The 23,641-nt window shown below is 40.0% G+C and carries 25 protein-coding genes; all 25 read right to left on the reverse strand.

The window, feature by feature from the left end; translation table 11 throughout:
* Positions 1-88: 88 nt before the first annotated feature.
* The 25 genes from FC65_RS00280 to FC65_RS00395 all read right to left on the reverse strand — a co-directional run bounded on the left by FC65_RS00280 (position 89) and on the right by FC65_RS00395 (position 23,631).
* A complete protein-coding gene (locus FC65_RS00280) occupies positions 89-730 on the reverse strand; it encodes an HAD-IA family hydrolase (RefSeq protein ID WP_082618887.1) in 642 nt (213 codons plus the stop codon).
* Between the two features lie 23 nt (positions 731-753).
* The gene (locus tag FC65_RS00285; protein WP_056971077.1) at positions 754-1,704 is read right to left on the reverse strand and encodes an alpha/beta hydrolase fold domain-containing protein; all 951 of its coding nucleotides are present in this window, start codon (positions 1,702-1,704) and stop codon (positions 754-756) included.
* 68 nt (positions 1,705-1,772) lie between these two features.
* The gene (gene dtd, locus FC65_RS00290) at positions 1,773-2,219 is read right to left on the reverse strand and encodes a D-aminoacyl-tRNA deacylase (RefSeq protein ID WP_029605165.1); all 447 of its coding nucleotides are present in this window, start codon (positions 2,217-2,219) and stop codon (positions 1,773-1,775) included.
* A gap of 25 nt (positions 2,220-2,244) precedes the next feature.
* Positions 2,245-4,479: a RelA/SpoT family protein gene (locus FC65_RS00295; RefSeq protein WP_056971079.1), complete on the reverse strand. Its 2,235-nt coding sequence runs from the start codon at positions 4,477-4,479 to the stop codon at positions 2,245-2,247.
* A 176-nt stretch (positions 4,480-4,655) separates the two neighbouring features.
* The gene (locus tag FC65_RS00300; protein WP_056971081.1) at positions 4,656-4,982 is read right to left on the reverse strand and encodes a hypothetical protein; all 327 of its coding nucleotides are present in this window, start codon (positions 4,980-4,982) and stop codon (positions 4,656-4,658) included.
* A 210-nt stretch (positions 4,983-5,192) separates the two neighbouring features.
* Complete coding sequence (locus tag FC65_RS00305) at positions 5,193-6,029, reverse strand: DUF3037 domain-containing protein (protein ID WP_056971083.1); 837 nt, start codon at positions 6,027-6,029, stop codon at positions 5,193-5,195.
* A gap of 18 nt (positions 6,030-6,047) precedes the next feature.
* Entirely contained in the window at positions 6,048-6,827 is a 780-nt protein-coding gene (locus tag FC65_RS00310) for a HipA family kinase (protein WP_056971085.1), read from the reverse strand.
* 342 nt (positions 6,828-7,169) lie between these two features.
* A complete protein-coding gene (locus FC65_RS00315) occupies positions 7,170-8,228 on the reverse strand; it encodes a GH25 family lysozyme (protein ID WP_056971087.1) in 1,059 nt (352 codons plus the stop codon).
* Complete coding sequence (locus FC65_RS00320) at positions 8,229-8,651, reverse strand: phage holin family protein (RefSeq protein ID WP_056971089.1); 423 nt, start codon at positions 8,649-8,651, stop codon at positions 8,229-8,231. It abuts the gene before it with no gap.
* A 135-nt stretch (positions 8,652-8,786) separates the two neighbouring features.
* The gene (locus FC65_RS00325; RefSeq protein WP_056971091.1) at positions 8,787-9,344 is read right to left on the reverse strand and encodes a hypothetical protein; all 558 of its coding nucleotides are present in this window, start codon (positions 9,342-9,344) and stop codon (positions 8,787-8,789) included.
* A gap of 11 nt (positions 9,345-9,355) precedes the next feature.
* Positions 9,356-11,245, reverse strand: a complete 1,890-nt coding sequence (locus tag FC65_RS00330; protein WP_056971092.1) for a glycerophosphodiester phosphodiesterase — start codon at positions 11,243-11,245, stop codon at positions 9,356-9,358.
* An 11-nt stretch (positions 11,246-11,256) separates the two neighbouring features.
* A complete protein-coding gene (locus tag FC65_RS00335) occupies positions 11,257-13,161 on the reverse strand; it encodes a phage tail spike protein (protein WP_056971094.1) in 1,905 nt (634 codons plus the stop codon).
* Entirely contained in the window at positions 13,161-13,883 is a 723-nt protein-coding gene (locus FC65_RS00340) for a phage tail domain-containing protein (RefSeq protein ID WP_056971096.1), read from the reverse strand. Before FC65_RS00340 ends, FC65_RS00335 begins: the two co-directional genes overlap by 1 nt.
* Positions 13,870-18,012 (reverse strand): tape measure protein, encoded by a 4,143-nt coding sequence (locus tag FC65_RS00345; RefSeq protein WP_056971097.1) that lies wholly within the window; start codon positions 18,010-18,012, stop codon positions 13,870-13,872. The genes FC65_RS00340 and FC65_RS00345 overlap by 14 nt, the downstream gene beginning before the upstream one ends.
* 2 nt (positions 18,013-18,014) lie before the next feature.
* Positions 18,015-18,641, reverse strand: a complete 627-nt coding sequence (locus tag FC65_RS00350; RefSeq protein ID WP_056971099.1) for a Gp15 family bacteriophage protein — start codon at positions 18,639-18,641, stop codon at positions 18,015-18,017.
* 5 nt (positions 18,642-18,646) lie between these two features.
* Complete coding sequence (locus FC65_RS00355) at positions 18,647-19,111, reverse strand: hypothetical protein (protein WP_056971102.1); 465 nt, start codon at positions 19,109-19,111, stop codon at positions 18,647-18,649.
* Between the two features lie 107 nt (positions 19,112-19,218).
* A complete protein-coding gene (locus FC65_RS00360) occupies positions 19,219-19,710 on the reverse strand; it encodes a phage tail tube protein (RefSeq protein WP_056971104.1) in 492 nt (163 codons plus the stop codon).
* Positions 19,711-19,712: 2 nt separating this feature from the next.
* Entirely contained in the window at positions 19,713-20,144 is a 432-nt protein-coding gene (locus FC65_RS00365) for a hypothetical protein (protein WP_056971106.1), read from the reverse strand.
* Positions 20,144-20,497, reverse strand: a complete 354-nt coding sequence (locus tag FC65_RS00370; protein WP_056971107.1) for a minor capsid protein — start codon at positions 20,495-20,497, stop codon at positions 20,144-20,146. The genes FC65_RS00365 and FC65_RS00370 overlap by 1 nt, the downstream gene beginning before the upstream one ends.
* Positions 20,498-20,848 (reverse strand): putative minor capsid protein, encoded by a 351-nt coding sequence (locus tag FC65_RS00375; protein ID WP_056971109.1) that lies wholly within the window; start codon positions 20,846-20,848, stop codon positions 20,498-20,500.
* Positions 20,839-21,240 carry a head-tail connector protein gene (locus FC65_RS00380; RefSeq protein WP_056971111.1) on the reverse strand — a complete coding sequence of 134 codons (402 nt, stop codon included), beginning with the start codon at positions 21,238-21,240 and terminating at the stop codon, positions 20,839-20,841. The genes FC65_RS00375 and FC65_RS00380 overlap by 10 nt, the downstream gene beginning before the upstream one ends.
* Before the next feature lie 108 nt (positions 21,241-21,348).
* A complete protein-coding gene (locus FC65_RS12235; protein ID WP_156408549.1) occupies positions 21,349-21,525 on the reverse strand; it encodes a hypothetical protein in 177 nt (58 codons plus the stop codon).
* The gene (locus FC65_RS00385; RefSeq protein ID WP_056971112.1) at positions 21,492-22,061 is read right to left on the reverse strand and encodes a hypothetical protein; all 570 of its coding nucleotides are present in this window, start codon (positions 22,059-22,061) and stop codon (positions 21,492-21,494) included. The genes FC65_RS12235 and FC65_RS00385 overlap by 34 nt, the downstream gene beginning before the upstream one ends.
* 4 nt (positions 22,062-22,065) lie before the next feature.
* Positions 22,066-22,530, reverse strand: a complete 465-nt coding sequence (locus FC65_RS00390) for a hypothetical protein (RefSeq protein WP_235803043.1) — start codon at positions 22,528-22,530, stop codon at positions 22,066-22,068.
* A 222-nt stretch (positions 22,531-22,752) separates the two neighbouring features.
* The gene (locus tag FC65_RS00395; protein WP_056971114.1) at positions 22,753-23,631 is read right to left on the reverse strand and encodes a hypothetical protein; all 879 of its coding nucleotides are present in this window, start codon (positions 23,629-23,631) and stop codon (positions 22,753-22,755) included.
* Positions 23,632-23,641 lie beyond the last annotated feature (10 nt).

Genomic DNA, 23,641 nt, shown 5'->3' on the forward strand with positions numbered 1-23,641 from the left:
TTCATCAGTACCACTTGATAAAGAACCTTAAAAAAAGGACTTTGCACGTAGTGGCAAGGCCCTTTTTGCTATAAAAATAAATTTTTATCTAGCTAACAGAATTTATCAGCTCGCTTAGTGAGTGCACTTTAATTTCAGCATGGATCTTTTGATGAGCCATTAAATTATCAGGATCAAACAATGCGCCGGCAATTTTAGCGTTATGCGCTGCTTTGATATCTAAACGACGATCGCCCACCATTATTGCAGATGCCCGTTCTAACTTGAACTTATCTAGCAAATAGTTCAATGAATCAGGTGCTGGTTTCCGTGGAAAATTATCCCTGCCAGTAATACTTCCTGAAATAAACCTTTTCAGATCATCACGTTTTAATAACTCGACAGCCCCATTTGCACGATGTGTCAATAAAAAGTTTTTTCCGCCTGCGGCTGACACTTGTTTAAGTATTTCAGCTGCTCCAGCAAACCGTTTAACTTCACTAAAATGTTTATTTTCAATGATCTTATATTGTTCTCTGATTTCAATTAACTTAGAATCAGAAATATTATATTTCGTCTGATGATATATAAAGGCTTGGCTCAGTGACCTCAAGCGCATTATCTGATAAGCTTCAACTTGAGAAACTTCATATCCAGCATTATGCCACGACTCATGATAAGCAAGCGGCATGATTCGGTAAGTATCATAAAGCGTCCCGTCAAAATCCCAAAAAAAATTGCGGTAATGCATTTGCAGCTTCCTTTCAAGAAAAATTAAATATAGGGTTTGATCCAATCAACGGCAACATTCATTGCCAGGCGACAAGCATCTGTTTTATCTAACTCATTTTTCAATACGAAATCATGAATTGTTCCTTGAACTCTGATTTGCGCCGTCTTAACGTGAGCATCGCGGATCTTTCTAGCCAAAGCTTCGCCTTCGTCCCGCGCAACATCAGCTTCTGCTGTTATGATCAAGGTTTCCGGTAATGCCGCCATTTCAGCCTGTGTCGCTAACAGAGGTGAGTTATACTTCGTTTTACCATCGTTATCAGGTCCCAAAAAATTGCCCCAAGCCCACTTCATCTGTTCCCGCGTCAAATAATAGCCGCCCGCAAAACTAATATATGAAAACGTATCAAAATTATGATTAACCACTGGATAAAACAAAAACATCTTATAAATTTTAATTTTTTGTACTTGTTGCAAAGCCAAAGAAACTGCCAGACCGCCACCGACATCGTCGCCCCCTAGGATCAAACGTCCAAGGTCTAAACCATATTTACCCGCGAAATTGGGCAGTTGCTTGAAAACCGCCAACAATTGTCGTTGTTGTACTGGCGCCTGAGCTTCTGGAGCCAAAGTATACTCAGGAAAAATTAAACACACCCGACTTCTAGCCGCTAATTCACTCACTAACTTATGATAACTTGATTCGTCACCGGCAATAAATTGACCACCGTGAATATAAAAAACTATGGGCAAATGTTCACCTGGCTTTAAATCTGGAGGAAAAAGAAGATGGACTTTGATTTGTCCGAGGTCAGATCCCAAATCTAAAATTTCGGAAGTCACATTCACTTTATGCAAATAAACAGGCGTTCGCTGTTCGAAAGCCAGTCTTTCTCTGATTACATTGATCGTAATCGTTGTAGGAACAAAGTTTTTCGAGCTAGCACGTTCACAAACTTGGCGAGCTTCAGGTTCTAAAGAAATCAATGCCATAACATCACCTCTTCATTTTAAAATCAAAATATTGAAACGGGTTTTACTTCTGCATTTATAGATCTGAATTAAAGTTCTGCTGTATCATAAATAATCGTGACTGGTCCGTCATTTTGTAAGCTGACTTGCATATCAGCCCCAAAAACTCCCGTTTCGACCGTTAAACCAAAATCAGCCAAATATTTATTAAACAAGTCATAGTTTTGCTCTGCGATTTTTGGATCCTGTGCTTTGGAAAAACCTGGACGATTTCCTTTTCTTGTATCTGCATACAATGTAAATTGTGAAATAGACAAAATGCTGCCGCCAACTTGAGCCAAACTTTGATTCATCTTTCCATCAGGATCGCTAAAAACTCTTAACTTAGCGATCTTATTAGCACAGTATTTAATTTCATCTTCTCCATCGCCTTCTGTAAAACCAACTAAGAGTACAAAACCATGGCTGATTTGCCCGACAACTTTTCCGGCTATTTCAACCTGAGCATCTTTACTTCTTTGCACAACTACTCGCAAAAATAACATTCCTTTCAAAACAGTATTAATGAATCACTCTTTTAACAACATATACATCCGAAACCCGCTTAATATTATCGATCAATCTTTGCAATTCAATGGTGTCACGGACTCCAACTGTAATATTGATGATCGCCATCTTATTATTATCCACTCTGCCATTTACTGAATTAAGATTCTTAGTTGAATTATTGACCATTTGCAAAATATCATTTAACAGACCTGAACGATTATAACCTTCGATCTCTAAGTCTGTATCATAAAACGGATGTTCTTCAGGAATATTATTCCAAGATACATCAATTAACCTAGTTCCATTTTTTTCTTCGTTCTTAACATTTGGACAATCCACACGGTGAACTGAAACTCCGCGTCCCTTGGTGATATAACCAACGATGTCATCACCAGGAACCGGATTACAACAATGACTCAAGCGGACCAACATATTGTCGATCCCAGCTATAACTACGCTATCTTCTTTATTTGTAGTCTTCTTCGCTTTTGGATTGCTTTTATGTTCATTATTGAGTGATTTATGCTCTTCAAGAAGTTCTTTTTCTTGTTGCTGGCGCTTTTTTTCTTCTTGTTCTTGTCTAATATTTTCAACTAAAACATTAACGACTCCGATCGGAGTAAGTTCGCCAAAACCGATCGCAGCGTATAAATCATCCACCGTTTTAAAGTGCTTCTTCTCTAAAACGCGAGCAATATTTTTATCATTTAAAACTTCATGTGGATCAAAACCAGCATCCACCAATGAATTTTGTAAAACATCACGACCGGTATCGATATTTTCGGTCCGATCTCGTTGCTTGAAGAAACGTCTGATTTTATTACGTGCTTTATTAGTATGGACCAAATCAAGCCAGTCTTGGCTCGGGCCCGCAGAATTTTGTGAAGTCAAAATATCAACGATGTCACCATTTTTGATTTGATAATTCAAGGGAACTATCTTGCCGTTAACTTTGGCTCCTGTGGTATGGTGACCAATCTCTGTATGGATCGAATAGGCCATATCCAGCGGAACTGATCCCTTAGGAAGCTCGAGAACATCACCTTTAGGTGTAAAAACATAAACCCGATCAGAAAACAGATCCCCTTTGACACTTTCCATAAAATCATTAGCGTCTTCGGACTCATTTTGAAACTCCAAGATCTCTTTGAAAAAGTTTAACTTTTCCCCAGTATCCGTTGAATTGACAGCGTCCTTTTTTCCTTCTTTATATGCCCAATGAGCAGCAATACCATACTCAGCAACTTGATGCATTTCTTCCGTACGGATCTGTACCTCGAAAGGTCGACCTGCCGGGCCCAAAACGGTCGTATGCAACGATTGATACATGTTAGCTTTAGGCATAGCTATATAATCTTTGAAACGCCCTGGCATTGGCTTCCATCTTGTATGGATCGCGCCTAAAACTGCATAACAATCTTTAATGGATTTTACGACCACACGAATGGCTATCAGATCATAAATTTGCTCAAATTGTTTGTGCTGATCTCGCATCTTGCGGTAAATCGAATAAATATGCTTTGGCCGACCATAAATTTCGCAGTTCAAATCTAAATCAGCGATCGCTTTTTTAATTTGCTCGATCACTTGCTCAATGTACTTCAATCGCTCCGTACGCTTAGAATTCATTAAGTGTACTATTCGATAATATTGTTGAGGGTTTAAGTATCTCAAAGAAGTATCTTCTAGTTCCCACTTGATTGTACTAATACCTAAACGATCAGCTAATGGTGCATAGATTTCAAGAGTCTCATTGGCGATCCTTCGTTGCTTATCAGGGCGCAAATGGCTTAGTGTCCGCATATTATGCAGGCGATCAGCAAGTTTAACAATGATCACCCGTAGATCTTGTGACATTGCAAGCAACAATTTACGGTGATTTTCTGCTTGGGCTTCTTGATGAGAAATATACTTGATTTTGCTTAACTTGGTCACACCATCAACAATAATTTGTACGTCTTTGCCAAAAAGTTCACCCACATCACCTAAAGTGACTTCTGTATCTTCAACGACGTCATGCAAAAAGCCAGCACAAACAGTAGCTGGGTCCATCTTTAAGTCTGCCAGAATACCAGCAACTTGAATCGAATGAATAATATAAGGTTCCCCTGATTTTCTAACCTGTTCTTTGTGGACATATGTTGCAAAATCACATGCTTTTTGTACCAAAGCAACATGTTCTTGATTCATATAATCCCTACACATAGAGAGTACATCTTCGGCACTCCAAATTGTTTCTTTTTCCATAATCATTCACCCCAAAATAAACTTCAAATAAAGGACACTTAAAAGTTAACTCAGTATATCCAATTAACATGATACAAAAAATAGGAAAGTGTTTTTTGCCCCCGCAAGTTAACAACTTTTTTCTTTAAAATAAAAGCACGCATGTCTACTAACGATAAACAAACGTGCAACTCCTCTTAATCTTTGGTGATCCCATAAGAAAGATAGGTCAGGCCGAGATAGACTAACGTAAAATATAACGCATAGCCATCAAAAAAATACCTGTATCCAATTAAATACAACACTGGAAAAATTAAAAGTACTAGCCATGAAATATTTTTAGCCCCTACGAAGAGCCCTAAAATAATCGAGTAGACAATATTTGTGCCTAATAAAATAAATCCTACCTTCATAATATCATTCAAGTCCAACGTTGCGCCAATAATTGGAACGATAAATGAAAATACCGCCCCAAATGCAATACACCAAAGTGTTTTCATGGTAAACAGTTCCTTGACATTCATAAAAGACACCGCTTTTCAAAATTTCTTATTTAGTATTCTACTCTAGTTCAAGAACAATTACCAGAGTACATTATTTTAATGTAATTAGCTGTAAATAAGCTACTTGTACACTAATACAATATAAATAGATAGCACCAAATAACATCTTGTGTGGGTCAATTTTTGGGTCAAAAAAACAAGCCTCGGATTGCTCCGGGGCTTTTATGGCTATTAGGATTTTTCTAACACTTCGCTAAGCTTTTCAACCTTTATATTAGAGTCAAAGCTTTTATTCATCTCATCAATTCTTTTTTGAAAAACTGAAAATATATTTTTTTGACTTTGATCTATATCATAACCATCATTTACCACAACCTTAATTTTTTTAATATCATGATGGCTTAGAGCTGATTGTATGTCATACAAAGAACTTTTCAATTCTTTTGATCTTATGCCATTCTTTGCATAGTCAAAAGAAGTTACTTTCACATAATAATCATCCACTTTATAATCGATAATCGATTTATCACCGAAATCTCCCTCAATTTTAGGTTTAGAGATAGCTTTCTTTCCTTTAAAAGACTTTTGCAAAAGCTTCTTAACTTCATTTGTTGTTATCCTATTATTCTTAGGACGATCATAATACAAATATGATTTTTCTAAACTTTCCATATCTTCCAAAACTTCATTTCTATTCGAAACTAAAGTATTTATATTGTTAAATTTAAATTCATTAACCAAATAATTTGTCTTGCTATACAAATAATCACTTGAATCTTTCTCTAAAAGTGAGTTTTTAGGAAAATCAACATTTAAAGTTTGTTTTTTAAGCTTTCCAGTAGTTGGCCAATCAATATCTTCGTGTAATGCCTCCATTGAAATATCAAAAAAATCTTTATCCCACTCGTCATCAAAAGCAGCAACTCTCCTTTTATCTCTTACAGAGACAAATCTAGAACGCTGAAATTTAGGAATATGAAAAGCAATCCCAACGTTTAATGCTTCACCTCTGATTGAACTAGGAATATATTGCAATACAGAATAATAAATGTTTACTTGTTTGGTCATTGTTTTCACACCCTTTCTTCAAAGTTTAAATTTTTTACTAAGCGAATTAATTATATCTTGGTAATGATCAAATTGGAAATAAAGAAATTCTTTTGCTGCTAATAAATCATCGCAGCTTATATTCCAACTTGATGGTATACCCTCAAGAAAGCTTTGCTTTGTTTCATCGGTGAGATTTTTAACACTTCGTTCAATTTTTGAAAAGGGATAATCGCCTGTAATTTGTGAAACCAAATTCTGATACAACTCCTCATCTAATTCTTTAATTAAAACTGGAGGTGTTATCATATCCTGGTTTAAACTAATTTTATCCCAAATTTGTGCAATCCTAAATATATATCCAAAATCAATAAGCGTTATGTTTTTTGTTTTCTTTTCAAGCAGCCAATTACCACGATTCCCTCCTCTATCAACATTCATAAGCAGCTGATCTAGAAAAAGTATACCAGGAAAGTCTTCTTTATTACTCGCACTTCTCATGTGAGCTGGCAGGCCACCTGTAATACCGTCTATCCATTCTGATATAAAACATTCTCCAGGCTCAGCTTTTATAGACATTAAAGCAGGAGTACGATCAATTAGCTCTTGGGATAATCTAGCAATTTCAAAATCGGGAGTTGGCAATGAGAGAGCTTTAGCAACTCGGTAGCCCACAAGCTCGTTAAACAATGATTTTCCATTTGATCCTTCATTTCGACATTTCATAACAAACAACTTTAATCCACTGTCACAATAAACTTTAAAGGGATTAGTCGTGCCAATTTTTATTTTGTTTTCGATCGATGTAATCTTTTTCATGAAATGCCCTCATAATTACCCTTTGTTTTATTGATCATACATAAAAAGACCTCTTTGGGCCACATTATTCAAAAGAATAAGAGGTGCAAGAGGTACCGTTAAGGTTATACTATCAGTTTTTTATTGTAAGTCAAGCATAGTAGAGACCGTCTAAAAACACGAATTATACTTTATATAGTGTTATTGTATATAACAAATTAGAAACATAATACTAGATATTGCGCCAAAAATTTTTAGTAAGTTTTTTCAAAAAATTGCAAAAAAATAACGCCCACCCGGGAAAGGTGAGCGCAAAAATCACAACATAGGCGGGACATTGATCCGCCTTTTGTTAGTATATCATTAATAATAAATTTTTTGACCAGGGTAAATCAAATTAGCATTCTTGATACCATTTTTAGATTGTAGATAACTAGTGGATACACCAAGCCTTTTAGCAATCACTGATAAATTGTCTCCTGATCTAACTACATAAACTCGGGTAACAGGTTTAGTTGCATTACTTACTGTTGTTACATATTCTAGGGTATTAGAAGCTGGGCCAGTCACAAAGTAGCCATATCCACCTGATCTTGGCTGACGTACCCAACGATACCCGCCTTGGATAATAGCACGATCAGTTTTGACGATACTACCAGCTGGTAAAATAGTTAATACACCAGAACTAGTTGAAGCACCCTTGCGGAGCTTAACAGCCGTTTTAAGCTTATAGGTAACATTGTTAGTTACCCAACTAGCTGGCTTAACTGTTGGTTTAGTAGCAGGCTTGTTAGCAGTAGATGTAGCTGTCCCTTTAGCTCCACCAGTATAGAAGCCGGTAAAGTCATAAGAAACATCAGTCCGTGAGCCAGCAATCATCATATCGGACGAATATTGCCATGCTGCTGCATTGTCAATGCCTGGTTGATTAACACCATATGCGGCACACCAGAACGAACGTGCAATTGTTTTGCTGCGGTCAATGCGAGTATTGAACCAACTAGTATTAGAGTAGATTGCAATGTTAGGATAGCCTTGCTTGTGTAACTCATCGGTAAAGCTGTTGATATAACTTGTCAGTGCCGCTTTATTATGTGTTAAGTTCCCAGCTTCAACATCAATAGCCATAATTGAACTAGCGCCAATACCACGTGCTTTAGCCTGTTGTACATAATAGCGACATTCTCCACGAGCGTCATTGTCTGACGTTGCTTTCAGGAAATGATAGGTGTGAACAATCAATCCAGCAGCCTTAGCGTTCTTAATTTGGTTAGTTGCTTTCGGGTTGACGTACTTTGTACCAGTGCCACCCTCGGTAAGCTTAACGATAACGGCTTTAATTCCCATGTTTTTAGCAGCCTGAAAATACGCTAGAGTGTCTGGCTGATAACTTGCAACATCGATAAATTTTGGATAGCTCATTTATTTGTCATCCTTTCCCTTATCACTGTGATCATAGTCCTTTTGTAGTTTAGCTAATCTATTTTTTAACCAACTAGGAATTGGAATCCCTGTTTGTCCTAAGTTTTCTGAAATACTGATTGAATAATTGAGGATATAGAATGCTACAACTATATCAGCATAGCTTTCATAACCCATCGCAGTCATCAAAGGATACAAAACTAAAATAATCAAGATTACTAATCCATGTTTGATCAATCCGTTAAGCCCTTTAGTGCTTTGCGTCTTAGCCATTGTATCCGCGGCTAGGAATGATTTAGCATAACCAGTGAAAATGTCTAGAATAATCACGATTAGAAAAACGATTATCATTTTGTTATCGACCATACTTCTCATGTTTTGCAATAATAAATTGTGAAACGGTACTGTTGTTACTGGTGTCAATTTAATTCCTTCTTCCTTTTTTCTGCATAAAAATAGCACCTAGCTTGTGCCAGATGTCTTACTAATGATATTCCGATCCTTGACAAATCGCTGTTTTATTGTCCACGGTTTCTCATATGCCATATATACACCTTCTTACTCTTTTAGCTCACTTTCATCAGCGACAGCTTTATCTACTTTAGGGTCGTCGTCTGAATCTACATCTTCGCTATCGTCCCCAGAATCGTCTGTATCGGTTTCTGGTGGGTTGTCAATAATTAGCGGGTTGTCCTTGTCGTCCTGTTCAACCGTCACCTTACAAGCGTCCAAACTAATACGTCCGCTAAATTCTGGTCTGTTCTGCATATCATCAATTTCATTTTGTGTGAATTTCTTTTGATATGCTATCGTGAAGTCATATTTTTCGGTAAAACAAACCTTATTATCTGGATCCAGTGAAACATACATCCCAGCAAAAACTATCAAATAATAAGTTTCAATCTCGACTGTTATTTGACTTGCGTCCAACCACACCAATGCGAAATTATCCTGATTGGCACAATTATCTTCAGCGCCAAAGAGATAAAAATAAAGCACTGGATATTGTGCTTCATGCTTGCGTATTTCTGTGATTGCGTCGAACGAACTTAGCTCTGCCTTACGCATGTAAAGCTTGTCAAACTCATCTTTTTGAGCCTGTGTGAATTTAACCAATTTGCCACCTCCTAAACATGGTAAGTAACATTGCCGGATATCCAACCGTTTGAGCCTTTGCGTTTATTCCAGTTAAGGCCGACACGCAACTCATCACCGACTACATCAAAGGTTGAGGCAAACACACCGCTATCATCTCTTACATAGCAACCGTTCCAAAGGTTGTAAGTTGGCACTGCCCAATCGGGTATCTTTGCGAAAGGCGTCCCTTTAGTGTCAATGACACCGCTCGTGTTTAATATGTTGAAGTAAATCATAATGACGCCTGGTGACGCCTCTTGTACATAAGACCTGTGATAACCACCGCCATAATTTGCCCAGTGGTTCTGCATATCTAAATCGGCAAAGCGCTTTTCACCGCTTAGAGAATTGGTAGTGATAAAGTCAACACCAAGATTTAACAAGCTTTGCCGGTTACTGTCGTCTTTAGTAGTCCACAAGCCAACTTTCAAGCCAGCTTGATGTGCCTTGATAATATTGTTTCGCGTAACACCTTTACCAGTGTAATTGCTGTCTATGCCACTATTGACGCCCAACTGCTGCGCTTGTGCCATAGTATCGGCAGTGATATCACTCACTAAATAGCTAACTTCAACTAACGGCATGCGTTTCTTGATTTCCTTCAGGGCGTTGAGATTGAAAGAGATAAACATCATTTCATCTTGTATGCCAAAGCGATTGATGATAGTGACCAGCTGATCGTAATTATCTGAAGTGTACTTGTCAGTACTATTGACTTTGATTTCTACCACCGGTATCAGCTGGTAGTCCTTACAAATGCTCAAAGCTTCTTCTAAGCTAGGGATAATCAAATCTTTGTCAGCTTGGTTATCTACCCTATTCCCAGCATCAAGTCTTAATTTTCTGATGTCAGCAAAAGTGAATGAGCTAATTGCACCAGTGGAGTTCATCATGCGATCAACAGTGCCATCATGCATCACTACCCAGCGTCCATCAGATGTACAGTGGATGTCAATTTCGACGCCAGCATGATTGACAGCCTTTCTGATTGCTGGCAAAGAGTTTTCTGGTGCAATTGATTGTGCGCCTCGATGTGCAAAGAAACGTGTACCTTTCCTGAAAGCTTGGTGGTGGTGTGAGTCTTCTGGTGCTGGTGACCAGTCGGTAGCTTTAGTGCCTAGTTCGATTTTGGGACGACCAAACTTTAAATTGTTTCCCTTGATTCCTTTAGACTTCACTCCAATACTGCCTATGCGGTTAGTCCCTTCAGGTATTGTAATCGTGTTACTGATACGCCCATGGAAACTATCACCTACTTTAAAAGTTCTACTCCAGCAATTACGCGCGGCAGGCTTTTTATCATCTCTATAGCAACTCATATACAACAACATTCTGCTCAAACCAGATACTGAGGTTACCTTATCAACATCAAACTGAAAAGACAGCGTGAGGCGCTTACCCACGAAGGCAGCTATATCTATGCTCAAGTCATTATTATAAAATTTGATGTCGTCATTTGTCGACCACACGTCCGAATTGGTAAGCAAATTAGTCCCGCCGATTTCCAGGTCATCCACTGCCTGCTGCGGTTTCTTGTCCATCGCGTCTAGGCGGTCTTTCAATATGTTGTACGTCTTGCCATCTGCCTTGGAGACACGGGCGTCTTTGCTCTCACTGTCCTTGTCCTGACCGTTGATTTGGGCGTCGAAACGATTCTGAGTGCCGTTTGCGATTAACTTAGCGCTTTTGCTATTATCATTAGCTTCCGTAGCAATTACACTACTAATATCAACACCATCTGCCATTGCCTCACGTATATCACCACCATAACGCGCTGCTTTATAATCACGAATTGCATTACTTCTAATTTGTGTCCGTGAATCAACTTTTTTCTTATCATAGTCATTAGGGAATTCTATTTCTCTTTTTAAATTTGTCACTTAAAAACCTCCTAAATAAATGCCTCATTGTAGGACTTATCCACATCAAGCGATATTCCATTAAACGTGTTGTTATATTGCCAAGCGTCTGCACCTTGTGGCGGTGTAGAAATACCCCAACTAGCTATCCATTTGTACTTAGACTGTGATGTGAAGCGCGTGCCCATCCACGAGCTTGAGCTATAGTCGGCCGTATTAGTGTAGCCAGCGTCTGACAGCACTTTATTAAACGCTTTAACTTCATTAGTCAGCGCCGTTGTATCACTGGATAAAGTTCCATCTTCAACATCACACGCCACGATGGTGCTTTTAGAAATGTTGTTTGCTTGAAGTTGCTTAAGATACCATCTAGCTTCATCTTGCGCATTAGCAACACTGGTTGAAGTGAGATAATGATAAGTTCCAATGAACTTCATGCCTGCGTTGACTGCATAACCTTTTTGGTTGGCAAAATACCTATTAACATAAGCAGTCCCACTTTCCGAACCTTGTGTTAGCTTGATAATCACACCTTTAATGCCTTGTGAGTAAAGCGTGTCAAAATTTTGTTGAGTAAAGGCGCTTTGATAATCTGAGATGTCCATAAATTGCGTGCCGGCTGTCCAACTCCCTTGATTAAGCTTGTCGATCTGATCTTGCAATTTTTTAATGTCTGTCGATGTTGCCTTGTTCTTGACTTGTTCAGAAACATTGGCAAGCGACCACTGATAAGCCTTCAGCTTATTAAGAAAGTTGCTACTTTCAGCATTACGTTGTTTGTTCAACATAGCTTCATAAGTGGAACCATTCATCGCATTAGCGCCTAATGTGAGTGATGAATTAGCGACGCTCAAACAATTCAATGTTAGACCAGTTATGCGTTGCTCCATGTCGATGCCTTGAAGTTTGTTATTGACATGTACGGTGTCCCCACAATCAAGCATAGAAAATTTGCTGGGTGAGATAAATGCCAAATCGACATAACCAACTTGAAGCTGCATGTTAATGTTAGCTTGACTTGCAAGGAACTTTTTGCCTTTAGAAAGTAGAGCACTTGCAGTCGTCACATCGTCCCACACCTGCGTGGCTGTTTTCCGTCCAAATTGTGCAATCAATGCTTTATCTTCCAAAAAAAGACTGCCGTTGTTGACACTTGAAATATTCAACCGAGGATAGGCAACTTCTGCGTTATCTGAACTAGCTTCGCCCTCTGCTGGTTCCCGTGTGGCTCCTAAAGGCTTTAGCACCGTCACAACACTTTGCGCATCAACTGAACGAGCTAGTGAGACCATGTTCTGTGTCAAAACAATGCTTTGCTTGTTTGTACTGCCAATTTGAGGCATGTAATCTAAATAGAGCCCATCATTCTCATGGCGGACTCTGATTTCGCCTCCAAGGCGATCAATTAACTTTTCTTTGATGTTTTCATATGTGTCTTTGGTTTCGTCGATAAAACGATAGACATTATCAGTGCTGTTCGTGACGGTAATTTTACCCAATTTGATCTGTTTGAAATTTTCTACTTGCTTATTATGCTCATCAATCAGCCACTTTAAAAATTCTTTGATCGTGGTGTTGTGAAACTCTTTAAATGGTGGCGTGCTATCGTGCAAGAAGCCTTCCAACCCTTCACATGTCACTTCTTTGCTGATTGAGCCTGAGCTATCCATCTGATCGTTTGAAGTTAAAACACGCCCTTCAAAGATCATAATTTGAGTGTCCGGACGGTAAACTCTCACAAAAGATTGATATGGAAAAATATTTGCATACTCCCGATGTGACGGATCCAGTGAAAATGTGAAACTTGGATAACTATCCACACTCTTAGTGACAACTGCCGACATCAGTCTCCGCCCGCTCAATGTGTCTGAATTTAAAGAAAAATCTTGTTTGGCATTCAACCCTTGCCTTAGTATGATCTGAAAACCACGTGCCACTAGATCACCTCCTCCGTCCAGTCAAACTTGAGCGTGCCATTGCCAGTGATCTTGATGTGATTCTCACCAGGTTGAAGTTGGACGTCCATGTTATCGGTCACGCCTGCTGAAATATGGCAAATGACACCATCAATATTTAATCTGAAATCTGAAATAGCATCGCAAATTAAGTTAATTGGTGCTTCACCAGTGTTAACCAGCACAATGCTTTCAGATCCACTTATGTCATATTCAGTTGGTTGCATGACTCCATTGATAAGGTCAAATGTGTCCCAAAGCTCATTGTATTCATTCGGATGGAACAAGAATGGATAGCACTGAAACACTACTGAAATAGTTGAGTAAACGGATCCTTCTGTGATCGTAGGTGCGGCCTCAGCTTCGGCTAAATAAAAACGGTAAGGGTCGGCGTCATCAATTAACTTTGTCTTGCCTTTTGTTCCCATTAGCCAATCGGCAATCACGTGATACATATTTTGTGTTGCCATATAATCAAGTCTGCCTGAATATAATCGGCATGAAACGGTGATTGTTCGCTCACCGTACGAGTTGTTACCATATATATCTGATAGATCAATCACACCGTTAGCATACGGTAGTTGAACTGTGACCTTATTTTTAGCAGGCAAAGTAACAGCTTTATCGGACATGACTTTCAACCCAAAATCTGATGAATGATGCCCATTAAAAGTAAAGCCGTAATCTTTATTAGATGTTGGCATTGATTGCTAACCCCCTATCATTGAATTGTTGGCGTTGGACGCGCTGAACTGATCCATAGTTCTCATATGCTTTTGAAAAACTTTGGCCGTCAACTGTGACACGCTTGTCAACGATAGCGTCCAACTTCTTGCCGAGACTATCCAGTTTCTCACCATAATCGTGCATGACGATCTCTTGGTTATTTGATTGACTGTTAGAGCCGGTCAGTGTTGGTTGTACCATTGTTCCGTTGGAAGCTTGTACACTTCTAACCACACCGGCAATCTTGGCACTCAACGAATTAGGTGCAAACGCTGCACGCTCATTCAAGGCATCCATCAACAAACCATCAGCGCTGTCTTTTCGTGCATTGACTACATATTCAGGGTTATGTTCAGCAAGTGAGGCAATCTGCGGTTTCTTAACATATCCACCATTATCGTAGCCGTGCCCATTGCCTAGAAACGACAGGCTAGAGCCATAACGCTTTTTCGCGTAACGTAAAGCAGCAAGCAAGTTATCATAACCATTAAATATATTATGGTGTCCTTTAAACGCATTGGCGTTAAATGTAGTGCTAATTGTTTGCATCAAGCCTTTAGCAAGGTCACCAGTTTTATTATTCTTATCCCCGATGTTACCTTGTACGGCTTTTTCGTTCCCACCTGATTCAGTGCGAATCTGACGCAAGACTTTGTTTACCATGCCAGAGCTAGTAGACAAACCGTTGGCTTTCAAGGCATCTTTTACTTGGCCTTTCCAGCGTTGTACACCAGCGCCTTTTGGTGCATCTTTGTCTTCATCGTGTTTATTCTTCAACTTCTTAAGCATTTTAACGAATGTGCCAGAAATACCTTTGACTAAGCCATGACCTAAGGCCGGTGTAACTTTAGTAACCAATTCCGAGCCTCTGATACGTCCCATCGCATTAGTTACGACATTGCCCAGCGATTTAATCGGATGCTTGATAAAATTGACGATACCGTCCCATTTATCTTTAACCCAACCAGTCAATGAGCTGAGCCAATTCTTTGAACCACCTGCATAATGTGCGATAGATTCACCAAACATCGAGCGGGAGGCCTCATGTGGAACGACTGTTTCGTCGCCTTCCAAATTGACATAAGCATTCTTACCAGTGACTTTATAAGCTTGGCCACCCTTGAGGATAGCCTCTTCACCGTTACCATCATTAACTTGTGCAATACCACGATAACCAGAACCACCAGTTTTTAACTTTCTGATTTTATGAATAGCATGTTTAGAACCACCAAAGGTGTGGATTATTTTGTTAATACCGCCAATACCTTTGTTCAGCCAACCAATAGCGCCGTTAATACCATTCTTAACGTGTTTTTTAATAGAATCTTTAATTCCTTTAAAGACATTTTTGACGCCTTTACCAAAGCCACTAAATGCCCTGGTCAGCTTACCCAAACCACCGCCGGTAAGTTTATCCAAGCTTCTATACATACCTCGAAAGTGGTCATGTGCACCTTTTTTAATAGAAGATCCTATGCGAGAAATATCTTTGCCTAAATTCCCCCAATGCCCACTTACAACGTCCTTCATAGTTTTGGTGATGGCCTTGCTAGTGTTAGCTCCATTTTTAAAATCTCTTTTGGCAGTTTTCCACATTGATTTAGCTGCACCTGTGGCACGCTTTTTCATGTCGTTGAAGCGATCAGCAACGGCTTTTTTGCCATTATTAGTCCATTTCTTGACATTTCTCCATCCATTAGAGAAGTGTTTTTTAGTGCCATTCCAGAGGTTCTTAACGTGTTTAACTGCGCCTTTATACATCTGACCGAACCACTTAGTTACACCTGAGAAAATAGCTTTAGCCGATTTAACAATGCCATTAACAAATTTTCTGAATTTTTTGTTGTGCTTATATAGTTCGACCAAAATTGCAATAACCGCAGCAATTGCTGACACGATCAACACAAACGGATTGGCCTTTAGAAAGTTAAACGCAAGACGTATACCCCTACCAGTTGTTTTAGCAACAGTCACTAAACCACTCATTGCCTTTTTGGCTGCACTTGTTGCAATGTGAGCTGTAAAACGAAGTGCTTTTTTAGCACCCTTGCCAGCAGTTCTAAAAGCTTTTCCCAAGCCGCGTACCGTTTTTTTAGCAACTTTTGCGGTAACTTTGGCACTCCATTTCAATGCTTTTTTTATACCACCGCCAGCTCTTTTGACGTATGTGGCAAAGGTTGAAATAGCCTTTCTAGCTGCCTTTGTCTTTACATTAAGCTTATAAGCAATAGATTTTGGCAATCTTGTTAATGCACCAACTGCCGACGAAACGCCGGACAAGACTTTGCCTGCACCCTTTAATGCAAAAATGGAAGTACCAATGTATCCAATAGCCTTACCAACTAACATTAAAGCTTTCTGATGTCCGGCCATTTTTTCAAGCACTTTAGCAATGCTACTGACTGGGCCTTCACTGTCTTTTGCATTATCTTTGAGCGACTTTATACCATCTACCACGTCACCGATAATATCAGCAAACACACTGAATGCACCTTTTGCAATCGTGCCAATTATTTTTCCAATCGGTGAAATAATTTTACCGAGGTCACTAAACGCACGCTTAACTGGTCCAACCGCTTTAACGATCAACCCAAACGCTTTAGAAGCTGCCCCAGCTAGACCGTTAATTGCGCCGGTGATGTTACTTTTGCCGATAGCGTCGATTATGGCTTTCAGGCCATTAACGATCTCAGATTTTAAGTGACCAAATGCACCTTCAAACGCAGCAGTCCCTTTGGCATACTTTTTAGCCTTATCAGTCATGCCAAGCTCTTCAATAGCTTTATCGAACTCGCCAGCACTGATTTTGCCATTTGCCATCGCGTCACGGAAGTCGCCAGTATAGGCACCGTTTTTCTTCATGGCCTTTTGTAATTTGCCAGAAGCGCCTGGGATCGCATCAGTTAACTGATTCCAGTTTTCTGTGGTCAACTTACCAGCACCAGCAGTTTGGGTCATGACTTGAGCGACGGATTTGAAATCATCCTTCGTTCCGCCAGCAACCGCAGTTAGGTTCCCAGCCGCCTCGGTTAGTTTTTCATAGCCTTTAACGCCGTTCGCAGCTAACTGGGCTGTCGTGCTTGAAACGTCTTTCAGATCATAAACAGTTGTATCGGCATACTCCTTAACGTCCTTGCCAACTGATTTAATTGTTTTGCTACTTTTGCCGGCTAACTCCATCGTGGCTTGAAAACCCTGCATAGCATCAGAAGCGTTCATTGCTTCTCCAGCTGTATCCTTTAGGTATCCGCCAATGGCAGATACACCTTGCAAGACTGCACCACCGATAAACGAGCCCTTGATAATATCCTTTAACCTGCTGAACTTGCCTTTTGTTTCTTCGGCCTCATTCTGAATGTTACGTAAGCCTTCACTTGCGTTGTCATTCAATTCAAGTTCTGTCAGATATTTAGTCGGTATGGACCGCAAAAGTTTTTCGTAGTCGATTACTTCGTCTTCTTCAGCCATAGCCTCTAACTTGGTGCGTACACTTTTAGGCAGTTTTTGAAGTAATTTATCGAAGTCAACAATGCCATGTTCTTCGGCATCAGCTTTTAAGTTGGTAGTCTTTTTCTTTGGCACTTCGTCGATCAGTTCATTAAAGCCAGTGACTTCACCACGTTCGGCATCGGCTAACAGTGCAGTACGTGTCTCTTCGGGTAATGAACTTAAAAGCTCGTCAAAATCGACGACTTCCCCTTTTTGTGCTTTGGCTAAAAGTTCAGTGATCTCTTCTTCTGGCAAAGCTTCCAACAGCTTGTCAAAGTCGGTAATACCTGCCTCTTCAGCATCTGCTCTCAGACGCGTTATTTCTTCATCTGGGAGCTTTTCAAGTGAGGTTTTAGCACTAGCGACTTTCTCGCTTAAGTTGCTGTCATCAGCCTCTAGTTTTTGTTTAACAGGATCTGAAAAATCATCTTGGACTTTCTTAGAAGTTGAGCTTGATTTATCAGATACCTTTTCAGCATTCGCATTGAAATCTTCACTTAACTGATCGCCAGTGCCTTGACCGATTGATTCAAGGCGCTTGTCAACTTTGTTAGCCTCTTGCATGGCTTTATCAACGGCCATGTCTATATCAATTCTTATTCTTCCATCGCTTGCCATGTCTAACCTCCTTCCACTGCACCAACAATACCGGCAAATATATCATCTTGTGATTGTGCTTGGTCTTCAACGGACATGCCTTCGGTTAACGCATAATAATCTTGTAATTCACGTATGTGCTGAACCTCTTTTTGATCTTCAATATCGTTTGTTTCTGTTTCACGAATCTGAATGATTTGCTTGAACAATGTCTTATCTGTCAAACCATGCAATAATGCCTTAAATTTGTCCCAGTGCATTTTGCCCTGTTCTTCAACTAAATCAATACCATACTGTTGCATAAAACCCGCATAGATCATTTCAGCGTCCTGTATATAAGAAAAAGACCGGTTAGGTGTATCGCTACCCGCCCCGGTCTGAAATTGTCCGTATGGATCCTCATTAATGTAATCAGTCACAATCTGCACCGCTTCAATTAAAAAGTCAGTATCTTCATTATCAACCACATGTTCAAGCGCTTCTTGCCCATAGAAAGACTTAAAAGCAAACAGCACTTTGTCCGATTGACTTACATCATCATCGTCCATTAACTTATAAAATTGTAGGACATTATCGAAACACAGGTTAGGCACATACACATGACCGTTATGTTTGATCTCATCTTGCGAATTGTCTGTTAAGCTTAGCACTTACATCACCGCTTACTTTTAACTTTACCGTTTTTCGTGTATTCTTTCTCTTTGGCACGACGAGTTTCGCGATTATCATTTGCCAACAATTCATCTGCCTGATCGCGTAAGATACCGATAGCTTTCATGATTGCCATGGTGTCTGAATGGTAATGTTCAAATATCTGCTGACCCGAGCCTTCACCTAAATAACGGTCAAAGAAAGCGATCGCACAATCACGCATTGGAGCCATCATGCCGTTATATTTATTTTTTTGCTCGTCAACTGAAAGATCATTAAATTTAGAATTGCCGTCCTTGTCTTCCTTCATCAGCTCATCAACATCTTTCAAAATTTCATTAATCTGAGCTAACGTTTCGATTGCTGCTTCACGAAATTCATCGTTAAAAGCAACCGTACGGTTTTGACCTGCAATAGTAATCTCGGCTTCATTTTGAATCTGCTCGTCAATGTTAAGTTTTAAAACCATTATTTTGATCTCCTTTTTCGTCTCACTTCTACTCGTCTCTGTTTTTTAATTAAATTACTTTTCTAGCTTGGTCTCCCCGACCGCGCCTTGGTCGACGATCGGGGTTGTTATTTTCCCGAGTTATCGTCCGGGTGTTTGACATCTGGCTTTCCGTCAAAATCGGCGTTAAACGAGAATGTCTGTTTTGCACCTGGTGCACCACCAGAAGGTACAATCGCAGACATGTTAATAACACTAGTCAATACTGTACCGTCTGTTGCAGTCCAGCGGAACAACGTCTTCAAATCAGGACCGATTGAATATTGCTTAGACACAACATAATCTTGACCTTCATCGCCTTGTTTGCGGTGTCCTGCAAATTGCAATTGCAAACGCTTAGCGGTAACGTCAGTTGTTTGCCAACCTTCCCCGTCGTAGTATTCATCATTACTAGATGTTTCATTGTACGAAGGTGTAACATTATTAACACCACCAGCAATAGGAACGAACTTTGCTTCCTCGACATCATCTAGTGTCTTGTGGGAAAGAACGTCAATTTCATATCTGTTTTCATGGTTTAAAGTAAATCCACCAATGTTTTTAGGCATTTCTTCAGCCATATTTATTCCTCATTTCTATATTTGTTTTTTATGATCGTGACCCCAATTTCAAGGCCACATCTTACGTTTTGAATATCAATTGTTAGCTCGGCAGGTTCGGATTGGACTTCAATACCCACAAATTGAAAGTCTGTGGGTTGAGGTTGCCCTTTTAATGCCAAGTTGTCCAAGTCATCTAAATAGTTACTAATTCTGATAAGTTGATTTTGTGCTTCTTGCAAGGCGCTATAATCACCCACAGGAACCTGTCTAATGATCTCGAAGTTATAAAGAACCTCTTGTGTGCCTTCATAGTCTTCATCAACTATATGTGAGCCTGGTAGACGCGTTAATACCAACTGGGAGCTGTTTTGTGGATCAAGAAAGCCAGCAACTAATTGAAACCCCAAATTCTGTTGAATTTTTTTAGCTAATTGTTCTCTTAGATCTGTCATTACTTCCACCCCGCTCCACTAATAAACGCCTCATTGCATTTCTGCATTAAGTCTTTACGTGCTTTTAATCTTAGATCCCATCGCTTGCTTGTTCCTGGTGTCGTATAATTATGAACCATATGCCCACTAACAACGCCATAAAACTGTGCTTTGGCGTACGGCATTACATAATCAATATATGAGCCATCTGATGCCATGACTGAGCTTTTGCGCAAGTTACCTTCTAACCTGGGTACAAACTGCTCCATCGCTTGATGTGCGTTATTCATATAGGCTTTACGCCCTCTAATAAGTGCCTGTCGGCTTAATTTACGATGCAAGCCGGTTAGGTCTACATGTACCTCAATAGCCATTTAAAGCACCTCCAGCTCATACGACCATAGTTCGTTACTAAACGGATTGCGATTATCCACGATCTTCTGTACGGTGTATTCGTCGCCTTCAAATGTGATCTTAGAACCAATGTTTGCCTTCGATAATTTAGGGATCGGTTGAGAGATGTTTTTGTATAAAAAAACAACGGCATTGGCAACTATCTGCCTGTCGTTGTTCGTCCCTGTATATATTGTTTGTGGTTGAAAGACTACGCTTTGAATGGTGATCGGATCATCGTACGTCGGTTTGGGATAGACTCCACCTGATTGGCCTGTAAACCGTCTTAATATTATCTGCTGTTTGGCCATACTTTCCGGTATCAATAGCATGAACTAACACCTCGATACATAAGCCCTGTTTGAGCTAGTAAAGTGTATGCCACTCCATAAATACCCAAACGACCCACAGTGGACTTTGCAGCATCTCCACCCTCTACAGTAGTCCGACCGATAGAAACACGCTGTACACTGCTTTGAGACACTTCGTAAGGCGTTGTTAATCCCGTATAGTTTGAAAAGTTAACTTGCTGAGCGAGCGCGTGCTTAAATAAGTCTTTGCGCCACTTAGCATCGCTTTCCAGATCGTTCATACGGTAAAAGCTTTTGGTCGCAATGTCAAATAATGATTCGGCAGCAGCCTCTGATTTATTGAATTTATCTTCAGTTAGATCATCAGCAATAGAACCTAACGCTTGATATTCTTCAAATGTTAAATAAGCCATTCGGCACCTCCTCGAAACCGCCAGAACTAGGCGTCCTCATTGTTCATTTTGTGGGCGATCGTACGTTTAAGCTACTGAAACGCACTTGGAATACGCCTCATAGCACTGTTATTTAGTAGCTTTATTAACAGAAAAGTCCACGGTTGTGTTATCGGTGAAAGTAACCTTTGCACCAGTAACTACACCGTTCTTATCTTCGTTGATAACACCGGCAGCATCGGTAAACCAATTTTCATATTTCGTTAATCCTGCTAATTTAATGCGTCTTCTGGTGCCGGTGTCCATGGGGTAGCAACACTGCCCTTTTCCAGCTTCAACTTACCGAATTTCAAATATGTTCCTGTGCTTAAATCAAAAGCGGAACTCGATCCTCCGATGTCAAACAATCGTACATTGTTATATGTTTTACCCGGCCACGTGTATGTTGATACAAGCTTATAGCTATTTTGTCCTAGCTTTTGAACCCTCGCTGGTTGATAATCATGCCCTGCCCCGGTATGCCATGTAATTTGAGCCTCACTCAGGTCTTTGACAGTTGCATCAGTCTCAAACCATATTGTTTGAGTATAAGTCGTCCCTTTAGTAAGCATATACCAAAAGGAATGTGGATCTTGTGGAAGAATTTCACCAGCAGTATTTAATGGTAATTTCAAGTAAGCATAGCCGTCTTGCCAGACAGTATTAGGGATGCCATAACCCATCACGTATTCCTGATTAGTACCAGAAGCTAGATTCTTACCATATACTTGCTCGCCATTGCTGAAAACCTTGTCCACCGGCTTACCATCAACAACACACGCTTTACCGTTGATTATTGACATTTAATCACCCCTCAATGAAGTAGACGCCGGACTTGTCAGTCAACGCGTCATACTCTGCTTGTGAGACGATATTGATAACGGCATCATCACCCTTATCGCCTTTCAGACCATCACCAACAGCATCTGATACTTCTCTTTTTAGTTGTTGGCTTAGGTCGCTGAACTGCTGAATAAAGTCGTCAACCGTGATGCTGCTGACTAGATCCCCAGAAATTCCAGTGACGTTCTCGTTGATTTTAAGTGCTAAAAATCCATCACTAGGATAGATTGCAGTGCCACCATTTACGGTGTCCCACAACTCAAGCAGATAGCTTCCAACTGGCAATTGAGCCAATTGTCCGCTAGTGATGGTTGCCTGATATCCCGCGATACTGGCACTGATTCCCAACAGATATCCGGAATCGTTTTTAATTCTGACCTTTGCATCTACTGATAGGTTTGCTGCACCACCATCATCGAACGCATTCAAATATATTTCAGTTGTGGTATCGGCAAATTTAAACTGTTTATTGCCGTTGTCAAGATATAGCTTCCTAATAAAGAATCATCTCCTCGCGCTAATCATATTCATCATCGTTATCTCATTAAGCTGTGGTATCAGTACCCGTTGATTCAGCCATATATATTCACTCTTTTTCTTATTATGTTAATCTGGCAGCGCCGACCTTAACCTTGCCGACTGTCGGCGGTGTTATTTTCCCGAGCCACCATCACTTTTTGGTGTGATACCTGTATAGATACCAGCTTTGGCATTATCTAATACGATTGCATCATAGTAGGATAAGCCTTTGATTGTGTACCGGTAACCGCTGCGGTCTGTTTCTGGTGAAATAACTGAAACGTCATCATATTTTACAATCGGTGCAATAGCAGTTAATGGAGTTAAGGCAAAGTTAACTGTGCCCCCGATGTCCAAACCACTAATGCGATCTTTAGCCACGCGCAAAATCGGAACACCGCCGTCAAGCTGTGCAACACTCCGATCAATGCCGTTGATGTTTTGTGTATTTACAGAAAATGAACGGGCGATGTCCTTTGCATTTTTCAAGGCTTTATAGAAGCCAGCAGATGCAAATAAGACATATCCGCCTGGGATCTCATGATCAAGCATATATGCTTCAATATCGTCGTATACATCCAACACATTTTTAGCCGTGACAGTATCAGTAACGTTTTTACCAGCATTATCGGCTAAGACCTGCATTGCCACCTTGTCACGGCGTGGGATAGTTACCCGGCGTTGATGTTCAGAAACAACATTGGCAACTTGGTATGCACCGTTTTCAGATGTGTCCAACTCATCAAGATCGTATCCAATCCAGTCTTCATGTGTAAGTTTGACTGTTTCTTTAGTCATGTTTACCTTAGACCGAGCATTATCTCCATTGCGAACATATTCTTTCGGTTGCATTAAGCCGTCCATTTTGTTGATCCGTACTTCATTGACACCCACAAAATCAGCAGCAGTAACGCTCTTAGCGCCTGCCATTAGTGGTTGCCAGATTTGAGATTCGGCAGCAAACTCCTGATCAATTTGCGCCATATCTTTACTATCTAAAACAATACTCATAGTTTAATTC

It is taken from the genome of Ligilactobacillus acidipiscis DSM 15836, from assembly GCF_001435755.1.
Classification (GTDB): Bacteria; Bacillota; Bacilli; order Lactobacillales; family Lactobacillaceae; genus Ligilactobacillus; species Ligilactobacillus acidipiscis.